The sequence below is a fragment of the Neisseria sp. P0022.S009 genome (assembly GCF_051956675.1).
Lineage (GTDB): Bacteria > Pseudomonadota > Gammaproteobacteria > Burkholderiales > Neisseriaceae > Neisseria.
On sequence record NZ_JBQCXE010000006.1, the window covers coordinates 77,775 to 94,436 of the forward strand.

Here is a 16,662-nt window from a genome sequence, read left to right on the forward strand (position 1 = left end):
TGAAATGATTCAGACGGCCTTTTTGCGTTATAATCCGCACATCAAAAATAACCTTAATTTCACAAAGTTCCATCATGTTAGACAAATACAATCCAGCCGAAATCGAATCCAAACATTATCAAAACTGGGAAGAGCAGGGCTATTTCCAGCCTGATATGGATTTGACCAAACCGTCTTTCTCCATCCAACTGCCGCCGCCCAATGTAACCGGCACGCTGCACATGGGCCATGCCTTCAACCAAACCATCATGGACGGTTTGACCCGCTACTACCGCATGAAAGGCTGCAATACCGCCTGGATTCCGGGCACCGACCACGCGGGCATCGCCACGCAAATCGTGGTCGAGCGTCAGCTTGCCGCACAAAACGTGTCCCGTCATGACTTGGGCCGCGAAAAATTCTTGGAAAAAGTATGGGAATGGAAAGAAGTTTCCGGCGGCACGATTACCCAACAAATGCGCCGCGTGGGCTGTTCTGCCGACTGGACGCGCGAGTATTTCACGATGGACGATGTTCGCGCCGAAACCGTAACCGAAGTGTTCGTGCGCCTGTATGAGCAAGGCTTGATTTACCGCGGCAAACGCTTGGTGAACTGGGATCCGGTATTGGGTACCGCAGTGTCTGATTTGGAAGTGGAAAGCGTGGAAGAACAAGGCTCTATGTGGCACATCCGCTATCCGCTGGCCGACAATCCTGCCGAAGCCGTTATCGTGGCAACCACCCGCCCTGAAACGCTGCTGGGCGACGTGGCCGTTGCCGTCAATCCCGAAGACGAACGTTATACCCACTTGATCGGCAAAGAATTAATCCTGCCGCTGACCGGCCGCACCATCCCCGTGATTGCTGACGAATACGTTGAAAAAGATTTTGGCACCGGTTGCGTGAAAATCACGCCTGCACACGACTTCAACGACTACGAAGTCGGCAAACGCCACGACACGCGCCTGATTAATGTGTTCGATTTGGAAGCCAAAGTGCTGGCAAACGCCGAAGTGTTCAACTTCAAAGGCGAAGCGCAACAAGGCTTTGTCCTGCCTGAAAAATACGCAGGCTTGGACCGCTTTGCCGCGCGCAAACAAATGGTTGCCGATTTGCAGGAACAAGGTTTCTTGGTCGAAATCAAACCGCACACGCTGATGACGCCGAAAGGCGACCGCACAGGCTCAGTGATTGAGCCGATGTTGACCAGCCAATGGTTTGTCGCCATGTCCGCCACACCAAACGGCGGCGAGCCTGACAGCGAGTTCAAAGGCTTGAGCCTCGCCGACAAAGCCAAAAAAGCCGTCGACAGCGGCGCAGTGCGCTTTATCCCCGAAAACTGGGTCAACACCTACAACCAATGGATGAACAACATCCAAGACTGGTGTATCTCGCGCCAACTGTGGTGGGGTCATCAAATCCCTGCATGGTACGACAACGAAGGCAATGTGTATGTTGCCCGCAATCAGGAAGAAGCCGAAAAACAAGCCGGCAAAACCGGTTTGACCCGCGAAGAAGACGTACTGGATACATGGTTCTCCTCCGCGCTCGTGCCGTTCTCCACACTCGGCTGGCCGTCTGAAACCGACGAACTCAAAGCCTTCCTGCCGTCCAATGTCTTGGTCACCGGCTACGAAATCATCTTCTTCTGGGTGGCGCGCATGATTATGATGACCACCCACTTCACCGGTAAAGTACCGTTTAAAGACGTGTACATCCACGGCATCGTGCGCGACCACGAAGGCAAAAAAATGTCCAAATCCGAAGGCAATGTCATCGACCCTGTGGATTTGATCGACGGCATCGACTTGGAAAAACTGCTGGTGAAACGTACCACCGGCCTGCGCAAACCCGAAACCGCGCCGAAAGTGGAAGAAGCCACCAAAAAACTCTTCCCCGAAGGCATTCCGAGCATGGGGGCGGACGCATTGCGCTTCACCATGGCAAGCTACGCCAGCCTCGGCCGCAGCGTCAACTTCGACTTCAAACGTGCCGAAGGCTACCGCAACTTCTGCAATAAATTGTGGAACGCCACCAACTTCGTGTTGATGAACACCGAAGACAAAGACTGCGGTCAAGACGAAATGCAGCCGTTGGCGTTTACCTTCGCCGACCAATGGATTATCGGCAAACTGCAACAAGCCGAAGCCGCCGTTGCCGAAGCCTTTGAAACCTACCGCTTCGACCTTGCCGCGCAAACGCTGTACGAATTTGTATGGAACGAATATTGCGACTGGTACATCGAGCTGGCAAAAGTGCAAATCCAAACCGGCTGCCCGACAACCCAGCGCACCACACGCCGCACCCTCGTGCGCGTACTCGAAACCATCCTGCGCCTGCTGCACCCAATCATGCCTTTCATTACCGAAGAGCTGTGGCAGGTCGTTGCGCCTCTGGCGAATGCCAAAACCGCCGACAGCATCATGTTGGCCGCTTATCCGCAAGCCGATAAAGAACAAATCGTTCAGACGGCCTTCGACAAAATGGCCGCATTGAAAGACTTGGTGGAAGAAGTGCGCAAACTGCGCGGCGAAATGGGTATCGCGCCAAACGTCAAAGCGCCGCTCTTCGTCGAAGGCAGCGCAGAACTCGAAGGCCTGCTCAAATACCTGCCGTCGCTGACCCGACTGACCGAAGCCAAGCTGGTGGACAGCCTGCCCGAAAGCGAAGACGCGCCTGTCGCCGTCTGCAACGGCGCGCGCCTGATGCTGAAAGTCGAAATCGATAAAGCCGCCGAAACCGCCCGTTTGAGCAAAGAAGCCGAGAAGCTGCAAAAAGCCTTGGACAAACTCAATGCCAAACTCTCCAAACCCGGCTATGTGGACAAAGCCCCCGCACATCTGGTGGAGAAGGATAAGGCGGAATTGGCTGAGTTGATGGATAAGATGGGGAAAGTGGAAGGGCAATTGGCGAAGTTGAGAGGGTGATTGGAAGGCAGCCTGAAAACGGTGGAGTGGTTTTCAGGCCGAAACACAGCTTTCATATTTTAAAAATTCAAAAATGTACGGAGACTATCATGGATATCGCTGCTTCTATTTTAGACCAACAGCTTTTAGGTATTCCGCAGGAAACCAAAGATGAAGTATGCCAAATTTTGAACATCAACCCAAATGACACGGACAAACTCAAATCCGCCCTGTTTACTTTTATCTGTATCAAAGACATTTTGGATTTGGATGAAGAAACAGCCTTGGATTGTCTGGTTGACGGAGGCGGAGATTTTGGAACGGATGCTGTTTATATAGATGAAGAAAACGATGGGGAATTTTCCGTTGTCCTTATCCAGTCAAAATACGCCAAGAGTTTGGACGGAAATAAAAATTTCCCACAAACCGGCATAGAAAAATTAATCAAGGCCGTTCAATATCTGTTTAATCCGGCTGCCGATTTGGGCGGCATCAATATGCGCTTGAAAGCCAAAGTCGAAGATATCCGCTCACGTATTCGGGACGGGCAGATACCGCAGATTCGGGTTATCGCCTGCAACAACGGGCTGAAATGGAACCGGGAAGCGCAAACCGATATTGACCGCGAATTTCAATCTGTATCCCAAGTGTCATGGGAGTATGCCAACCATGAAACCCTGCTGGCTATCCGTAGCCGCACAAAACCTGTCGATGCCGTATTGCGGCTGAAAGGCAAAGCAGTAATTGAAGATATGAATTTCAGCCGCGTCTGTATCGGGCGGATTCCTGTTAAAGAAATTGCCCAATTAATGAGACAGCATGGCGAAAAACTACTGGAAAGGAATATCCGCCGTTATCTCGGTTTGACAGGAAACCGCGTTAATCAGGATATCCAAAGAACCCTGCAACACGAGCCGGATAATTTCTATTTTTACAATAACGGGCTGACTTTGATATGCAGAAGTTTTTCCTATAATGCCTTGCAGACATCCGATTACCAGGTCAATGTTACGGATTTGCAGATTGTAAACGGCGGTCAGACATCCATGACCCTGATGAACGCAATAGCAGATTTTTCCGATATTTCGGACAATGCCAGCGTGTTGGTGCGCATCTACGAGCTGCCAAAAGAGCAAAACGATTTGGTTATGAAAATCACCCATGCCACCAACAGCCAAAATCCTGTGGATTTGAAGGATTTGAGAGCCAACGATCCCCAGCAGCAGCGTTTGGAGATATCGATTGCAGAGTTGGGTTACACCTACCGACGCAAGCGTAGCCAGGAAGCAGGAAAAAACGATATTACATCAGGCACGGTTGCCGAAGCGGTACTTTCGGTTGTCAAAGAAAAACCCCAGCAGGCGAAATTTTTCACCAAGGAGCATTTTGGTAAATTGTATGGCGAAATTTTCGATAATTTGAACGGGGCGCAGGCGGTATTGTCCGTATTGATTTACCGTATGGCAGAGAACAGAAGAAAACGCCCGCAGGAAAATGATCCCGACTTTGTCCGTTATGCTTCCTGTTTTATTGCCATGCAGATTGGCAGGAAACTTCTTGCAGATTTAGGATTGGCATCATTTGATTTGGTTAATCATCAAAATTTCGTTTCTTTGCAGGCACGGCTGGATGAAAAGGGCGAAGCCTACCTTCAAGCAGCAATACAGGACATCCGGCAGGCACTTGCTGCACTTTACAACGATAGCTCAGAAATTTCTTTACAACAACTTGCCGCCACGTTTAGACGTGGAGATTTAATTAATTACTTGAAGTAACCGACTAACCAATGGGGAGGTCGTCTGAATCCGTCTTTCAGACGGCCTCCCCATTTTCAGGCTGCCCTTCCCAAGTCAGCCTGAAACCTTTCCCCCGCCCCAAACCCATCCGCCGTCATTCCCGCCTGCGCGGGAATGACGGTGTTTGTTGCTTTTCAGACGGCCTTTTTCTTTTTTTTAATCCATCACATTCAATCAAACCAAACAATCTGATTTTCATCCACGCTGATGCTGATTTCCTGTCCGGTTTGCGGTTTGTCCGTATCGTGGTCGGCGTGGGGATACCAAATCAAATCGCCGTATTGCGGATGGGCGAGGGTGAGGCGTGTGCCTTCGGCAAGGGGGACGGCTTCGCTGATGCGGACGGCTGTGCCGTTCGGGTCGAATCGGATGGCGTGTTGGGGGATGTAGCGTGTGTCGTCGGTGTTGGACAAACCGAGCAGCAGGGCGGCTTGGGCGTTGACGGGGCGGCGGATAAGGGTTTCCGGCGTGCCGTGTTGGAGGATGCGGCCTTCGTGCATGATGGCGATGGTGTCGGCCATGGTGCAGGCTTCCTCGGCGGAGTGGGTCACGAGGATGGCGGGGATGTTTTGGCTGCGGATGCGTTCGGCGGTCAGGGTGCGCAGGTGGCGGCGCAGGTGGGTGTCGAGGCTGGAGAAGGCTTCGTCCAAGAGCAACAGCGACGGGCGCGTGATTAGGGCGCGTGCGAGGGCGAGGCGTTGCTGTTCGCCGCCGGAGAGGCTTTCGGGTTTGCGTTGCGCTTCGTGTTCCAAACCGATGTCGCGCAAGGCCTGCATGGATTGTTCTTCGATTTCGGCTTTGGGCAGACGGCGCATTTTGAGGCCGAAACCGACGTTGTCGAGGGCGGTTAAATGCGGCAAAAGGGCGTAGTCTTGAAACATCAGCGAGATATTGCGTTTTTCAGACGGCATGTCGGTGATGTTGTCGCCGTTGAGCCAGACTTCGCCGCTGTCGGGACGCACCAGGCCGACGATGGTTTTGAGCAGGGTGGATTTGCCGCAGCCGGAGCGGCCGAGTACGGCGAGGATTTCGCCTGCTTCGACGTTTAGGTTGATGTCTTGGGCAACGGTTTTGCTGCCGAAGCGTTTGTTGATGTTTTTGAGTTGCAACATGGTTTCAGACGGCCTTTAAAAATGGGGTCGGCAACGGATGCTGTCGAGCCATGCGGACAGCGGATGTTTGGGGTTGATCAGGCCGTATCGCCGGCAGGCTTCAAGCGTAACCATCTGGGCATCGTGCATCATGTGTCCGCCCAACATGGCTTCGAGCAGGGTGGGGATGTCCATCAGTTCAAAACCGGCGACTTCGCCGTCTTGGTTGGCGGGTTGGAAGTCTTCGGGCAGGATAATGTCGAAGATATGCAGGATTTCGTTGTGGACACCGCGGTTAACGGGGCGCAAACTATATATTTGGGCGGTCGGTCGGATATGGGGGGTTAACGAAGCGGGAATGCCTGCTTCTTCTTCGCCTTCGCGGCAGACGGCTTCAGACGGCCTCTCGCCGCTGCTGATGCCGCCGCCGGTCAGGTTGTCGAGTTTGTTTGGATCGACGGCTTTGTGCGGACTGCGGCGGCCTATCCAAAAGCGCAGACGGTTTTCTGTTTCGACCAATCCGTTCAAATGCACTGCCTGACTCATCAGGCCGAACGGACGGAAGGCGGCGCGTTCGAGTGCGCATAAAGGCTTGCCCGACTGGTCGCAGATGTCGAACTTTTCATCGCGCCAACCTTTGAGCCAACCGCACTCGCGCCATTGTTGCGCCAGCGTTTGCAAACTGTCGCCCATTTCCGCCCAGCTGTCGGTTTCCAAATTCAGGCCGTCTGAAAGGGTCGACTGCCTGCCTGTCCAATCTTGCCCGAGGCGTTCGCGCCATAACGGGTTCAGACGGCCTAAAGGCAGGCCGTTGAGATACAGAATGCACCAATCGTCGGATGCGCCATAGCTGGTTTGTGCCCAATCCCACAATGCGTCGTGGACATCAGGCGCGAATACCTGTTCAAAGCGGAAAGACTGAGACACGGCACATCCTCCAAAAGAACTAAAGATACGTCGATTTTAGCCGTTTACGGCGAATTTGCAAAACAACCATACCCCCTGAAAACCGCTATAATAGAGTAAACCATCCGAAACGAGCACATCATGAGCGAATTGAGCGAAATCCTCGCCTATAACCAACATTTCGTCGAAACGGGCGAATACGAAAAATACTTTACCAACAAATACCCCGGTCGCGAGCTGGCCATCCTCTCCTGTATGGACGCGCGCATTATCGAGCTGCTGCCCAATGCGTTGGGCTTGAAAAACGGCGATGCCAAGCTCATCAAAAACGCCGGCGCGCTGGTGACCCACCCTTGGGGTTCGGTGATGCGCAGTTTGTTGGTGGCCGTATTTGAACTCAAAGTCAAAGAAATCATGGTCATTGCCCACCACGACTGCGGTATGCGCGGATTGCACGCCGAAGAGTTCCTCCAACGCGTACATGACAGCAATATCCCCGACGACCGCATCGAAACCCTGCGCAACGCCGGTATCGATTTGGACAACTGGCTGACCGGTTTTGACGATGTCGAAGACAGCGTGCGCCATACCGTCGAGCTGATTCGCAAACATCCGCTGATGCCCGACAACATCGCCATCCACGGCCTGGTCATCCACCCGACCACCGGCAAGCTCAACCTGATTGTTGACGGCAGCCTGCCTGCTTCAGACGGCCAAAACATCTAACGCAGACACTACCCAAAATGAAAAACATCGGATTATTCGGCGGCACGTTTGACCCCATTCACAACGGCCACCTCCACATCGCCCGCGCCTTTGCCGACGAAATCGGTTTGGACCTCGTCGTCTTCCTGCCGGCAGGCGACCCGTACCACAAAGACAGCACGCGCACGCCGGCACAAGAGCGCCTCAATATGGTCGAACTCGCCATCGCCGACGAGCCGAAATTCGCCGCCAGCGACTGCGACATCGTCCGCGACGGCGCGACTTATACGTTTGACACCGTCCAAATCTTCCGCCAGCAGTTTCCCGGCGCGCAACTGTGGTGGCTGATGGGCAGCGACAGCCTGATGCAGCTGCACACATGGAAAAAATGGCAAACCCTTGTGCGCCAGACCCATATCGCCATCGCCATGCGCCAAGGCGACAACCTCAACAAAACCCCGCGCGAATTGCACGCATGGCTCGGCGAAGCCCTGCAAAACGGCAGCGTCCGCATCCTCAACGCGCCGCTGCACAACACCAGCTCCACCCAAATCCGTGCCAATCTTGCCAAAACGCACCATTCAGACGGCCTGCCGCAACCCGTTGCCCAATACATCCGCCAACACAAACTCTATGAAAAATAGCGTTTATTCAGGCAGATAAGCTATAATGCCGTCTGAAAACATTTCAACTAGGAAAACAATGAACGAACAAGAATTGCAAGACCTGCAAAAAATGGTCGAAGTGGCCGTAAACGCCCTCGAAGACATTAAAGCCAAAGACATCTCTGTTTTGGAAACTCAAGACAAAACTTCCCTGTTCGCCCGCATGATTATTGCCAGCGGCGACAGCACACGCCAAGTCAAAGCACTGGCGAACAACGTTGCCGTCGATTTGAAAGAAGCCGGTTTCGAAATCCTCAGCACCGAAGGCGACAGCGGCGAATGGACGCTCGTCGACGCAGGCGACCTCGTTGTCCACGTCATGCTCCCTGCCGTGCGCGACTTCTACGACATCGACACCTTGTGGGGCGGAGAAAAACCGAGTTTCCACGCCGGTATGCAAAAACCTTGGCACGCCGCCGACTAAAACGGTTTATCCATACAAAGGCCGTCTGAAACTTGAAAGCAAGCAAGTTTCAGACGGCCTTTTGCTATAATTCCATTCTTTTCACATTATTCAATTTATTGCACCATCATGCCGCAACCCGATTTCGCCCAAACCCTCTCCAAAGACCGCCATTTTCTGCAATCCGCCTTTAAAAACCCAAAAAAATACGGCGGCTTGGCCAAGGTTGAAGAAAAATACAAAAAATCGCACGATCTTTATCTGCAACGCCTGTCCAAACTGCCCAAGCCCGAATTCGATAACACGCTGCCCGTTCACGAAAAACTCGACGAAATCAAAAAAGCCATTGCCGAAAATCAGGTTACGATTATATGCGGCGAAACCGGTTCGGGCAAAACCACGCAGCTGCCCAAGATTTGTTTGGAACTCGGACGCGGGGCGGCGGGTTTGATCGGGCATACCCAACCGCGCCGTTTGGCCGCGCGCTCGGTGGCGGAGCGAATTGCCGAAGAATTGAAATCGGAAATCGGCAGCGCGGTCGGCTATAAAGTGCGCTTCACCGACCACACCTCGCGCGATGCCTGCGTCAAGCTGATGACCGACGGCATCCTGCTGGCGGAAACCCAGACCGACCGTTATCTCGCCGCCTACGACACGATTATCATCGACGAAGCGCACGAACGCAGCCTGAACATCGACTTCCTCTTGGGCTATTTGAAACAGCTGCTGCCGCGCCGCCCCGACTTGAAAGTCATCATCACCTCGGCAACGATAGATGCAGAACGCTTCTCCCAACACTTCAACGGCGCGCCTGTGCTGGAAGTGAGCGGGCGCACCTATCCCGTCGAAATCCTCTACCGCCCGCTGGCCAGCAAAGACGAAGACGACGCAGAAGTCGAGCTGACCGACGCGATTGTCGATGCAGCCGACGAATTGGCGCGCTACGGCGAAGGCGATATTTTGGTGTTCCTGCCGGGCGAGCGCGAAATCCGCGAAGCCGCCGAAGCCCTGCGAAAATCCACGCTGCGCCGCAACGACGAAATCCTGCCCCTGTTCGCACGCCTGTCGCACGCCGAACAGCACAAAATCTTTCACCCCACCGGCGCGAAACGCCGCATTGTGTTAGCAACCAACGTCGCCGAAACCTCACTCACCGTGCCGGGCATCAAATACGTCATCGACACCGGCCTCGCGCGCGTCAAACGCTATTCCGCACGGGCAAAAGTGGAGCAGCTTCATGTCGAAAAAATCTCCCAAGCCGCCGCCCGCCAACGCTCCGGCCGCTGCGGCCGCGTCTCCGCAGGCGTATGTATCCGACTGTTTTCAGAAGAAGATTTCAACAGCCGCCCCGAATTCACCGACCCCGAAATCGTCCGCAGCAACCTCGCCGCCGTCATCCTGCGCATGGCATCGCTGAACCTGGGCGATGTGGCGGCGTTCCCATTCCTCGAAGCACCGGACCAGCGGTATATCAATGATGGTTTTCAGGTGTTGCTGGAATTGGGGGCGGTGGAGGTCGTCTGAAAAACGTAGGTCGGGCATAAATGCCCGACGAAGATGGATGAGCTATAAAAAATATTGGACATAAATGTCCGACCTATCTGTTAGAAAATTAACAAAAATATATGGAGTATAAACATGAGTGATTATGATTTTTTATGGGAAATGCGAGACCGTGGTTATAGTAATGAAGAAATTATGGAAGCCGCAGTTTGTGGATATGCACCTTACGAGGCTGTTTATTTAGATGATGATAGAAATACCCAAATTATTGATAATTTATTTGATGATATTAAAGATTGGGATACGGATGTTCAAGTCAGTTATGAAACAATTGAAGACGAAGAAACTGCTTATTTTAAAGAGCAAATATTTAATAGTTTAATTGAAAATGCAAAAGAATATTATTCACTTACAGGAAGATATTTACAAATTTGGGGAGAACTAGGTGAACTTTATGCTGAATTAGAATACGGATTAAAAAGGCATAAGGACGTTAACCACGAAGGTTCTGATGGTTTCATTAACGGAAAACTGGTTGAAGTGAAAACCATATCTCCTTTAAAACAACATAACCAAGTAGTCGTGAAGAAAAAAGGAAGTTTTGAACAACTATTAATTGTGCGAATCAGTAAAAATTTTGAATTTAAAGCCAAATTAATTTCAAGAGATAAACTGAATGGAACGACTGGAAAATTCTTAAAAGGAAAAATTATAGTGGATTAAAATAAAAATGAGACAAGGCGGCAACGCCCGCCGTGTACGGGTAGTACATAAGGGCGTTGGCAACGCCGTATCATTGCAATTTTAATCCACTATAAATAGAGTAGATTGGGTATTCATGCTCGACACAATCTGACAAATGACAAACCACTTTCAGACGAACTCGTTTTTTGAAAAACAATCTGTAAACAGATAGCTGCTGAAGAATACCGTTGCCGCACACCCAAAACCCGGCATGCAACTTTTATTGTGAACTTCCTATTATGAAAAAATCCCTTTTCGTTCTCTTTCTGTATTCATTTCTACTTACTGCCAGCGAAATTGCCTATCGCTTTGTATTCGGGATTGAAACCCTGCCGGCGGCGAAAATGGCGGAAACGTTTGCGCTGACATTTGTGATTGCTGCGCTGTATCTGTTTGCGCGTTATAAGGCGACGCGTTTGTTGATTGCGCTATTTTTCGCGTTCAGCATTATTGCCAATAATGTGCATTATGCGGTTTATCAAAGCTGGATGACGGGCATTAACTATTGGCTGATGCTGAAAGAGGTTACCGAAGTCGGCAGCGCGGGCGCGTCGATGTTGGATAAGTTGTGGCTGCCTGTGGTGTGGGGCGTGTTGGAAGTCGTGTTGTTTTGCAGTCTTGCCAAGTTCCGCCGTAAGACGCATTTTGCCGCCGATATTTTGTTTATTGCGGCGATGTTGCTGATTTTTGGACGCTCATTCAGTACGACGCAGGAACACGGTATTTCGCCCAAACCGACATACAGCCGCATCAAAGCCAATTATTTCAGTTTCGGCTATTTTGTCGGGCGCGTGTTGCCGTATCAGTTGTTTGATTTAAGCAAGATTCCTGTGTTCAAACAGCCTGCGCCAAGCAAAATCGGGCAGGGCGGTATTCAAAATATCGTCCTGATTATGGGCGAAAGCGAAAGCGCGGCGCATTTGAAACTGTTTGGCTACGGGCGTGAGACTTCGCCGTTTTTGACCCAGCTTTCGCAAGCCGACTTTAAGCCGATTGTGAAACAAAGCTATTCCGCCGCGTTGATGACGGCTGTGTCCCTGCCCAGCTTTTTCAATGCGATACCGCATGCCAACGGCTATGAGCAAATCAGCAGCGGCGATACCAATATGTTCCGCCTTGCCAAAGAGCAGGGCTATGAAACGTATTTTTACAGCGCGCAGGCTGAAAACGAGATGGCGATTTTGAACTTAATCGGTAAGAAATGGATAGACCATCTGATTCAGCCGACGCAGCTTGGTTACGGCAACAGCGACAATATGCCTGATGAGAAGCTGCTGCCGCTGTTTGACAAAATCAATTTGCAGCAGGGCAAGCATTTTATCGTGTTGCACCAACGCGGTTCGCACGTCCCATACGGCGTATTGTTGCAGCCTCAAGATAAAGTATTCGGCGAAGCCAATATTGTGGATAAGTACGACAACACCATCCACAAAACCGACCAAATGATTCAAACCGTATTCGAGCAGCTGCAAAAGCAGCCTGACGGCAACTGGCTGTTTGCCTATACCTCCGATCATGGTCAGTATGTGCGCCAAGATACCTACAATCAAGGCACGGTGCAGCCCGACAGCTATCTCGTGCCGCTGGTGTTGTACAGCCCGGATAAGGTCGTGCAACAGGCTGCCAACCAAGCTTTTGCACCTTGCGAGATTGCCTTCCATCAGCAGCTTTCAACGTTCCTGATTCACACGCTGGGCTACGATATGCCGGTTTCAGGTTGTAGCGAAGGCTCGGTAACGGGCAATCTGATTACAGGCGATGCAGGCAGCTTGAACATTCGCGACGGCAAGGCGGAATATGTTTATCCGCAATAAGCGGCGTGAAAACCAATAAAGACAAATTTAGATGATGTCGGGGAAGATGCCCGACCGACAAGACTATGCAAAATATGAAAAACCAAGTACGCGGATCAGGCATGGATGCCCGATCCAACCCAGTCAATGTTTCAGACGGCCTGCAGAACAGTTCGGGCCATATCGGTACCAACACGCGCTACCGCCTGACCAAGCTCGGCGAACAAATGGCGCGCCTGCCCATTGACCCGAAAATCGCGCGTATTTTGCTGGCGGCGAAGAAGCACGACTGTATGGCGGAAATACTGGTGATTGCGTCCGCGCTGTCGATTCAAGACCCGCGCGAGCGGCCTTTGGAAGCGCGCGATGCCGCCGCCAAGGCGCATGAACGCTTTACCGACAAGCAATCCGACTTTCTTGCCTATCTGAATATTTGGGACAGCTTCCAGCGCGAGCGTGATAAAGGTTTGTCCAACAAGCAGCTGGTGCAATGGTGCCGCCAATATTTCCTGTCGCACCTGCGGATGCGCGAATGGCGCGAGCTGCACCACCAGCTTGCCCAAACCGCGATTGAAATGGGCTTAACCACCAAAGAAGCCGCGTTTAGACAACCTCCTTCCCAAGAACAATTAAGGCCGTCTGAAAGCCAAGGTGACCAAGATTTAGCGGCCAAACTCAAACAAAAACAACTGGATAAGAAACAACACCGCGCCCAAATCCGCGCCGCAAAAGAAGCCGGCTACGAACAAATCCACCGCGCCCTGCTGACCGGCCTTATCGCCAACGTCGGCATGAAATCGCCCGACGGCAACGACTACACCGGTGCGCGCGGCAGCCGCTTCCACCTTTTTCCCGCCTCCGCCCTGTTCAAAGCCAAACCCAAATGGGTGATGGCGGCAGAATTGGTTGAGACCACGCGCCTTTACGCGCGCGACGTCGCCGTTATCCAGCCCGAATGGATAGAGCAGGAAGCGCCGCACCTCGTCCGCTACCACTATTTCGAGCCACACTGGGAACAAAAACGCGGCGAAGTCGTCGCCAGCGAACGCGTGACGCTTTACGGCCTGACCGTATTGCCGCGCCGCCCCGTGTCTTACGGCAAAGTTGCACCCGAAGAAGCGCGCGAAATCTTTATCCGCGGCGCATTGGTGGCGCAGGAAAGCAATCTTCAGACGGCCTTTTTTGTCCACAATAAAAAGCTGATTAAAGAAATTACCGAACTCGAACACAAATCGCGCAAGCAAGACGTATTGGTCGATGACGAAGCCCTGTTTGCGTTTTATAACGAACGCCTGCCCGAGCTGGTGTGGAAAGATGCGAAAGGCGGCGTTTGGGGAAGTGAAGAGGGCGGACAAACCCAGTCGGATAACGTAGCCGGACAAAACGGACAAGCAAACCAGCGAAACGCAGGGCGTGTGGCGCAAGCCGCGCACGCAGATGCCAAAGATGCGTCCAACCGCGAGCGTGAACCGAGTTCACATACCCGACAAAATGTTTCAGACAACCCCAAACCCAAAAAGCAGCCAGCATCTCAAAAAGGCCGTCTGAAACCTTTGCCCCTTGCCGATATCCGTACCTTTGAAGCCTGGCTCAAAACCGCCGAGCGCGACAATCCGCGCCTGCTGTTCCTCAGCCGCGACGATCTGATGCAACACGCCGCCGCGCACATTACCGAAGAGCAATTCCCCAAATTCTGGCAAACCGCAGACGGCAAGTTCAAACTTTCCTACCGCTTCGAGCCGCACCATCCGCTCGACGGCGTGACCATGACCGTGCCGCTGACCGTCCTCAACCGCCTGCACGCGCCGTCGCTTGAATGGCTGGTGCCCGGTATGTTACGTGAAAAAATCCAGCTACTGATTAAAGCACTGCCGAAGCAAATCCGCCGCATTTGCGTGCCCGTACCCGATTTCATCACCAAATTTCTCGAAAGCAATCCTGACCGCCAAGCGGCCATCATTCCCCAGTTGGCACACTTTATCGCCAAGAGCGCCGGCGATATGCGGATTCTCGAGCAAATCGACCAAGACGCATGGGCGGCGCAAGAATTGCCCGAACACTGCTATCTGAATCTGCGCATTATCGACGACGGCGGACAAGAGCTTGCCGGCGGCCGCAAACTGCACGAATTGCAACAACAGCTCGGCCAAGCCGCCGCCGTCACCTTCCGCGACAACACCCAAGAATTCGAGCGCGACAACGTGACCACATGGGACATCGGCACTCTGCCCGAATCCATCAAGTTCGCACGCGGCAAACAACAGCTCACCGGCTACCTCGGCCTGCAAAAAGAAAAAGACGGCCGCATCGCCCTGCGCCTGTTCGACACATCTGCCGCCGCCGAACAAGCCCACAGATTAGGCGTGATCGAACTCATGAAACTGCAACTAAAAGAACAAGTTAAAGACCTGAACAAAGGCATCCAAGGCTTCACCCAAGCCGCCATGCTGCTCAAACACATCAACGCCGACACCCTGCGCGACGACCTCACACAGGCCGTCTGTGACCGCGCCTTTATCGGCGAAGACGAGCTGCCGCGCAACGAAAAAGCCTTCAAAGAACAAATCAAACGCGCCCGCAGCCGCCTGCCTGCCGTCAAAGAAGCCCTCAGCCGCTACCTGCAGGAAACCGCCGCCGCCTACGCCGAACTCAACGGCAAACTCGGCAAACACCCGCTTACCCACCTCCTGCGTCAACGCCTGCAAACCCTGCTCGCCGCCGGCTTCGCCACCCGCACCCCGTGGGCACAATGGCCGCGCCTCCCCATCTACCTCAAAGCCATGACCCTGCGTCTTGAAAAATACAGCAGCAACCCATCACGAGACGCCGCCCGCGAAGCCGATATCCAAGAGTTGGAACAAATGTGGCAGGAAAAAACCGACAGCTTGGTGAAACAAGGACTACCCGTTTCAGACGACCTTGCAGGGTTTAAATGGATGATTGAAGAATTGAGAGTGTCGCTGTTTGCGCAAGAGTTGAAGACGCCGTATCCGGTGTCGGTGAAGAGGTTGTTGAAGGAGTGGGAAGGAATATCTAGGTAACGCATTTCACCCACAATGCTTTGCTTTATACTTATAACATTGTGGGTTTTAAATCAAGTTTCAAATTATATTTTTTTTACTAATTCTCCGATATGAAATTGAATTGTATCTAAATACTCACGTTTCACAACGATTCGTTTTTTATTCACAGTTAGAGTACCAGAGCTCATATTAATAAAAGGACAGCCTCTTGCAAAAGAAACAACACCTGTAGTGCCAAAATCTTTAATGCTTACCGTACCTTTTTCTAAGTTATTAAAGTCAAAATATTCAGGATATGCTGAAATAGCATCTTGCAGATCATCATTAATACCTTGTAATACTGCATTATAAGCAGATGCTTCCCCCATATATTGGGTCATCCTATTTCTAACAATAAGTTTAATTTTAGGTACTCTTTTACCATATGATTGCATTTTAGTAGCAAAAGTATATTGCTTATATACATCAGAAGGTAACCTTATACCATATAACAGTGCTAATACATTTTGAAAAGCTCTTCTTGATGAGTCATCAGCCATAACTGGAACAATTACGCCATCAGCAGCAGCTAGGGCAATTTGCGTATATATCGAAAAACTTGGATTCGTATCAATAAACACTTGATCATACATACCTTCTGTCGCATTTAATAAATCATTCAGCCAATCAATAATTTTTTCCCAGCTATTTATTGTTGGAATTTCTGTATTTGATAATGTATTCATTGCACTGGTTTGTAACTCAATGAGTGGGTCTCCACAAATTAAATCAATGTTACTGGCAATATTATTATTTCCATGTTGTGTCTCTTCATGGTATGGAGTAATAATATAATCATTAGGATTTATATTATTTGCATCAAACGGTGATGATAATCTTTTATGAAAGTAACCACCAATACTTTTACGGGTATCCACACCATGGATAATTTTCATGAATCGTTGTGTTCCTCCACCTGATTGGCCTCCAAGCAATAACTCAGATAGATTTGCTTGTGGACATAAATCTACAACTAGAATTCTTTTTTCTGGGTATTTTTGTGCATAAGTACAAATAGTTTGAAATGCCAAACTAGTTTTACCTGTTCCACCTTTATTATTCCAAAAGGCAAATTTGTTCATAAGTAGTCCTTTTTCTAAATAGTTAAA

Annotated in this window: 12 protein-coding genes; 9 read left to right on the plus strand and 3 right to left on the minus strand. The window is 51.2% G+C overall.

Annotation, left to right across the window (positions count from 1 at the left end; translation table 11 throughout):
- The first annotated feature begins 74 nt into the window (after positions 1-74).
- Together ACTHUG_RS09090 and ACTHUG_RS09095 are read left to right on the plus strand one after the other, a co-directional pair.
- Entirely contained in the window at positions 75-2,906 is a 2,832-nt protein-coding gene (locus ACTHUG_RS09090) for a valine--tRNA ligase (protein WP_440386581.1), read from the plus strand.
- A 245-nt stretch (positions 2,907-3,151) separates the two neighbouring features.
- Positions 3,152-4,660 (plus strand): AIPR family protein, encoded by a 1,509-nt coding sequence (locus tag ACTHUG_RS09095; protein WP_440386580.1) that lies wholly within the window; start codon positions 3,152-3,154, stop codon positions 4,658-4,660.
- Between the two features lie 191 nt (positions 4,661-4,851).
- On the opposite strand, the gene ACTHUG_RS09100 is transcribed toward ACTHUG_RS09095, so the two are convergent.
- Both ACTHUG_RS09100 and ACTHUG_RS09105 read right to left on the minus strand, forming a co-directional pair.
- Positions 4,852-5,793 carry an ABC transporter ATP-binding protein gene (locus tag ACTHUG_RS09100; protein WP_440386579.1) on the minus strand — a complete coding sequence of 314 codons (942 nt, stop codon included), beginning with the start codon at positions 5,791-5,793 and terminating at the stop codon, positions 4,852-4,854.
- 15 nt (positions 5,794-5,808) lie between these two features.
- Complete coding sequence (locus tag ACTHUG_RS09105; RefSeq protein WP_440386578.1) at positions 5,809-6,699, minus strand: DUF4743 domain-containing protein; 891 nt, start codon at positions 6,697-6,699, stop codon at positions 5,809-5,811.
- 120 nt (positions 6,700-6,819) lie between these two features.
- On the opposite strand from ACTHUG_RS09105, the gene ACTHUG_RS09110 reads away from it, so the two are divergent.
- The 7 genes from ACTHUG_RS09110 to ACTHUG_RS09140 all read left to right on the plus strand — a co-directional run bounded on the left by ACTHUG_RS09110 (position 6,820) and on the right by ACTHUG_RS09140 (position 15,532).
- Entirely contained in the window at positions 6,820-7,404 is a 585-nt protein-coding gene (locus ACTHUG_RS09110; RefSeq protein ID WP_440386577.1) for a beta-class carbonic anhydrase, read from the plus strand.
- 17 nt (positions 7,405-7,421) lie between these two features.
- Complete coding sequence (gene nadD, locus ACTHUG_RS09115; protein ID WP_003749340.1) at positions 7,422-8,027, plus strand: nicotinate-nucleotide adenylyltransferase; 606 nt, start codon at positions 7,422-7,424, stop codon at positions 8,025-8,027.
- 58 nt (positions 8,028-8,085) lie between these two features.
- Positions 8,086-8,472, plus strand: a complete 387-nt coding sequence (rsfS, locus tag ACTHUG_RS09120; protein ID WP_002246503.1) for a ribosome silencing factor — start codon at positions 8,086-8,088, stop codon at positions 8,470-8,472.
- A 108-nt stretch (positions 8,473-8,580) separates the two neighbouring features.
- Positions 8,581-9,975, plus strand: coding sequence for an ATP-dependent RNA helicase HrpA (hrpA, locus tag ACTHUG_RS09125; protein ID WP_440386576.1), 1,395 nt, complete (start codon positions 8,581-8,583; stop codon positions 9,973-9,975).
- Positions 9,976-10,089: 114 nt separating this feature from the next.
- A complete protein-coding gene (locus ACTHUG_RS09130) occupies positions 10,090-10,677 on the plus strand; it encodes a hypothetical protein (RefSeq protein WP_070825797.1) in 588 nt (195 codons plus the stop codon).
- 257 nt (positions 10,678-10,934) lie between these two features.
- The gene (locus ACTHUG_RS09135; protein WP_440386609.1) at positions 10,935-12,512 is read left to right on the plus strand and encodes a phosphoethanolamine transferase; all 1,578 of its coding nucleotides are present in this window, start codon (positions 10,935-10,937) and stop codon (positions 12,510-12,512) included.
- 65 nt (positions 12,513-12,577) lie between these two features.
- Positions 12,578-15,532, plus strand: a complete 2,955-nt coding sequence (locus tag ACTHUG_RS09140) for a DUF3418 domain-containing protein (protein ID WP_440386575.1) — start codon at positions 12,578-12,580, stop codon at positions 15,530-15,532.
- Positions 15,533-15,597: 65 nt separating this feature from the next.
- On the opposite strand, the gene ACTHUG_RS09145 is transcribed toward ACTHUG_RS09140, so the two are convergent.
- A complete protein-coding gene (locus tag ACTHUG_RS09145; protein WP_440386574.1) occupies positions 15,598-16,635 on the minus strand; it encodes a ParA family protein in 1,038 nt (345 codons plus the stop codon).
- Between the last annotated feature and the right edge of the window lie 27 nt (positions 16,636-16,662).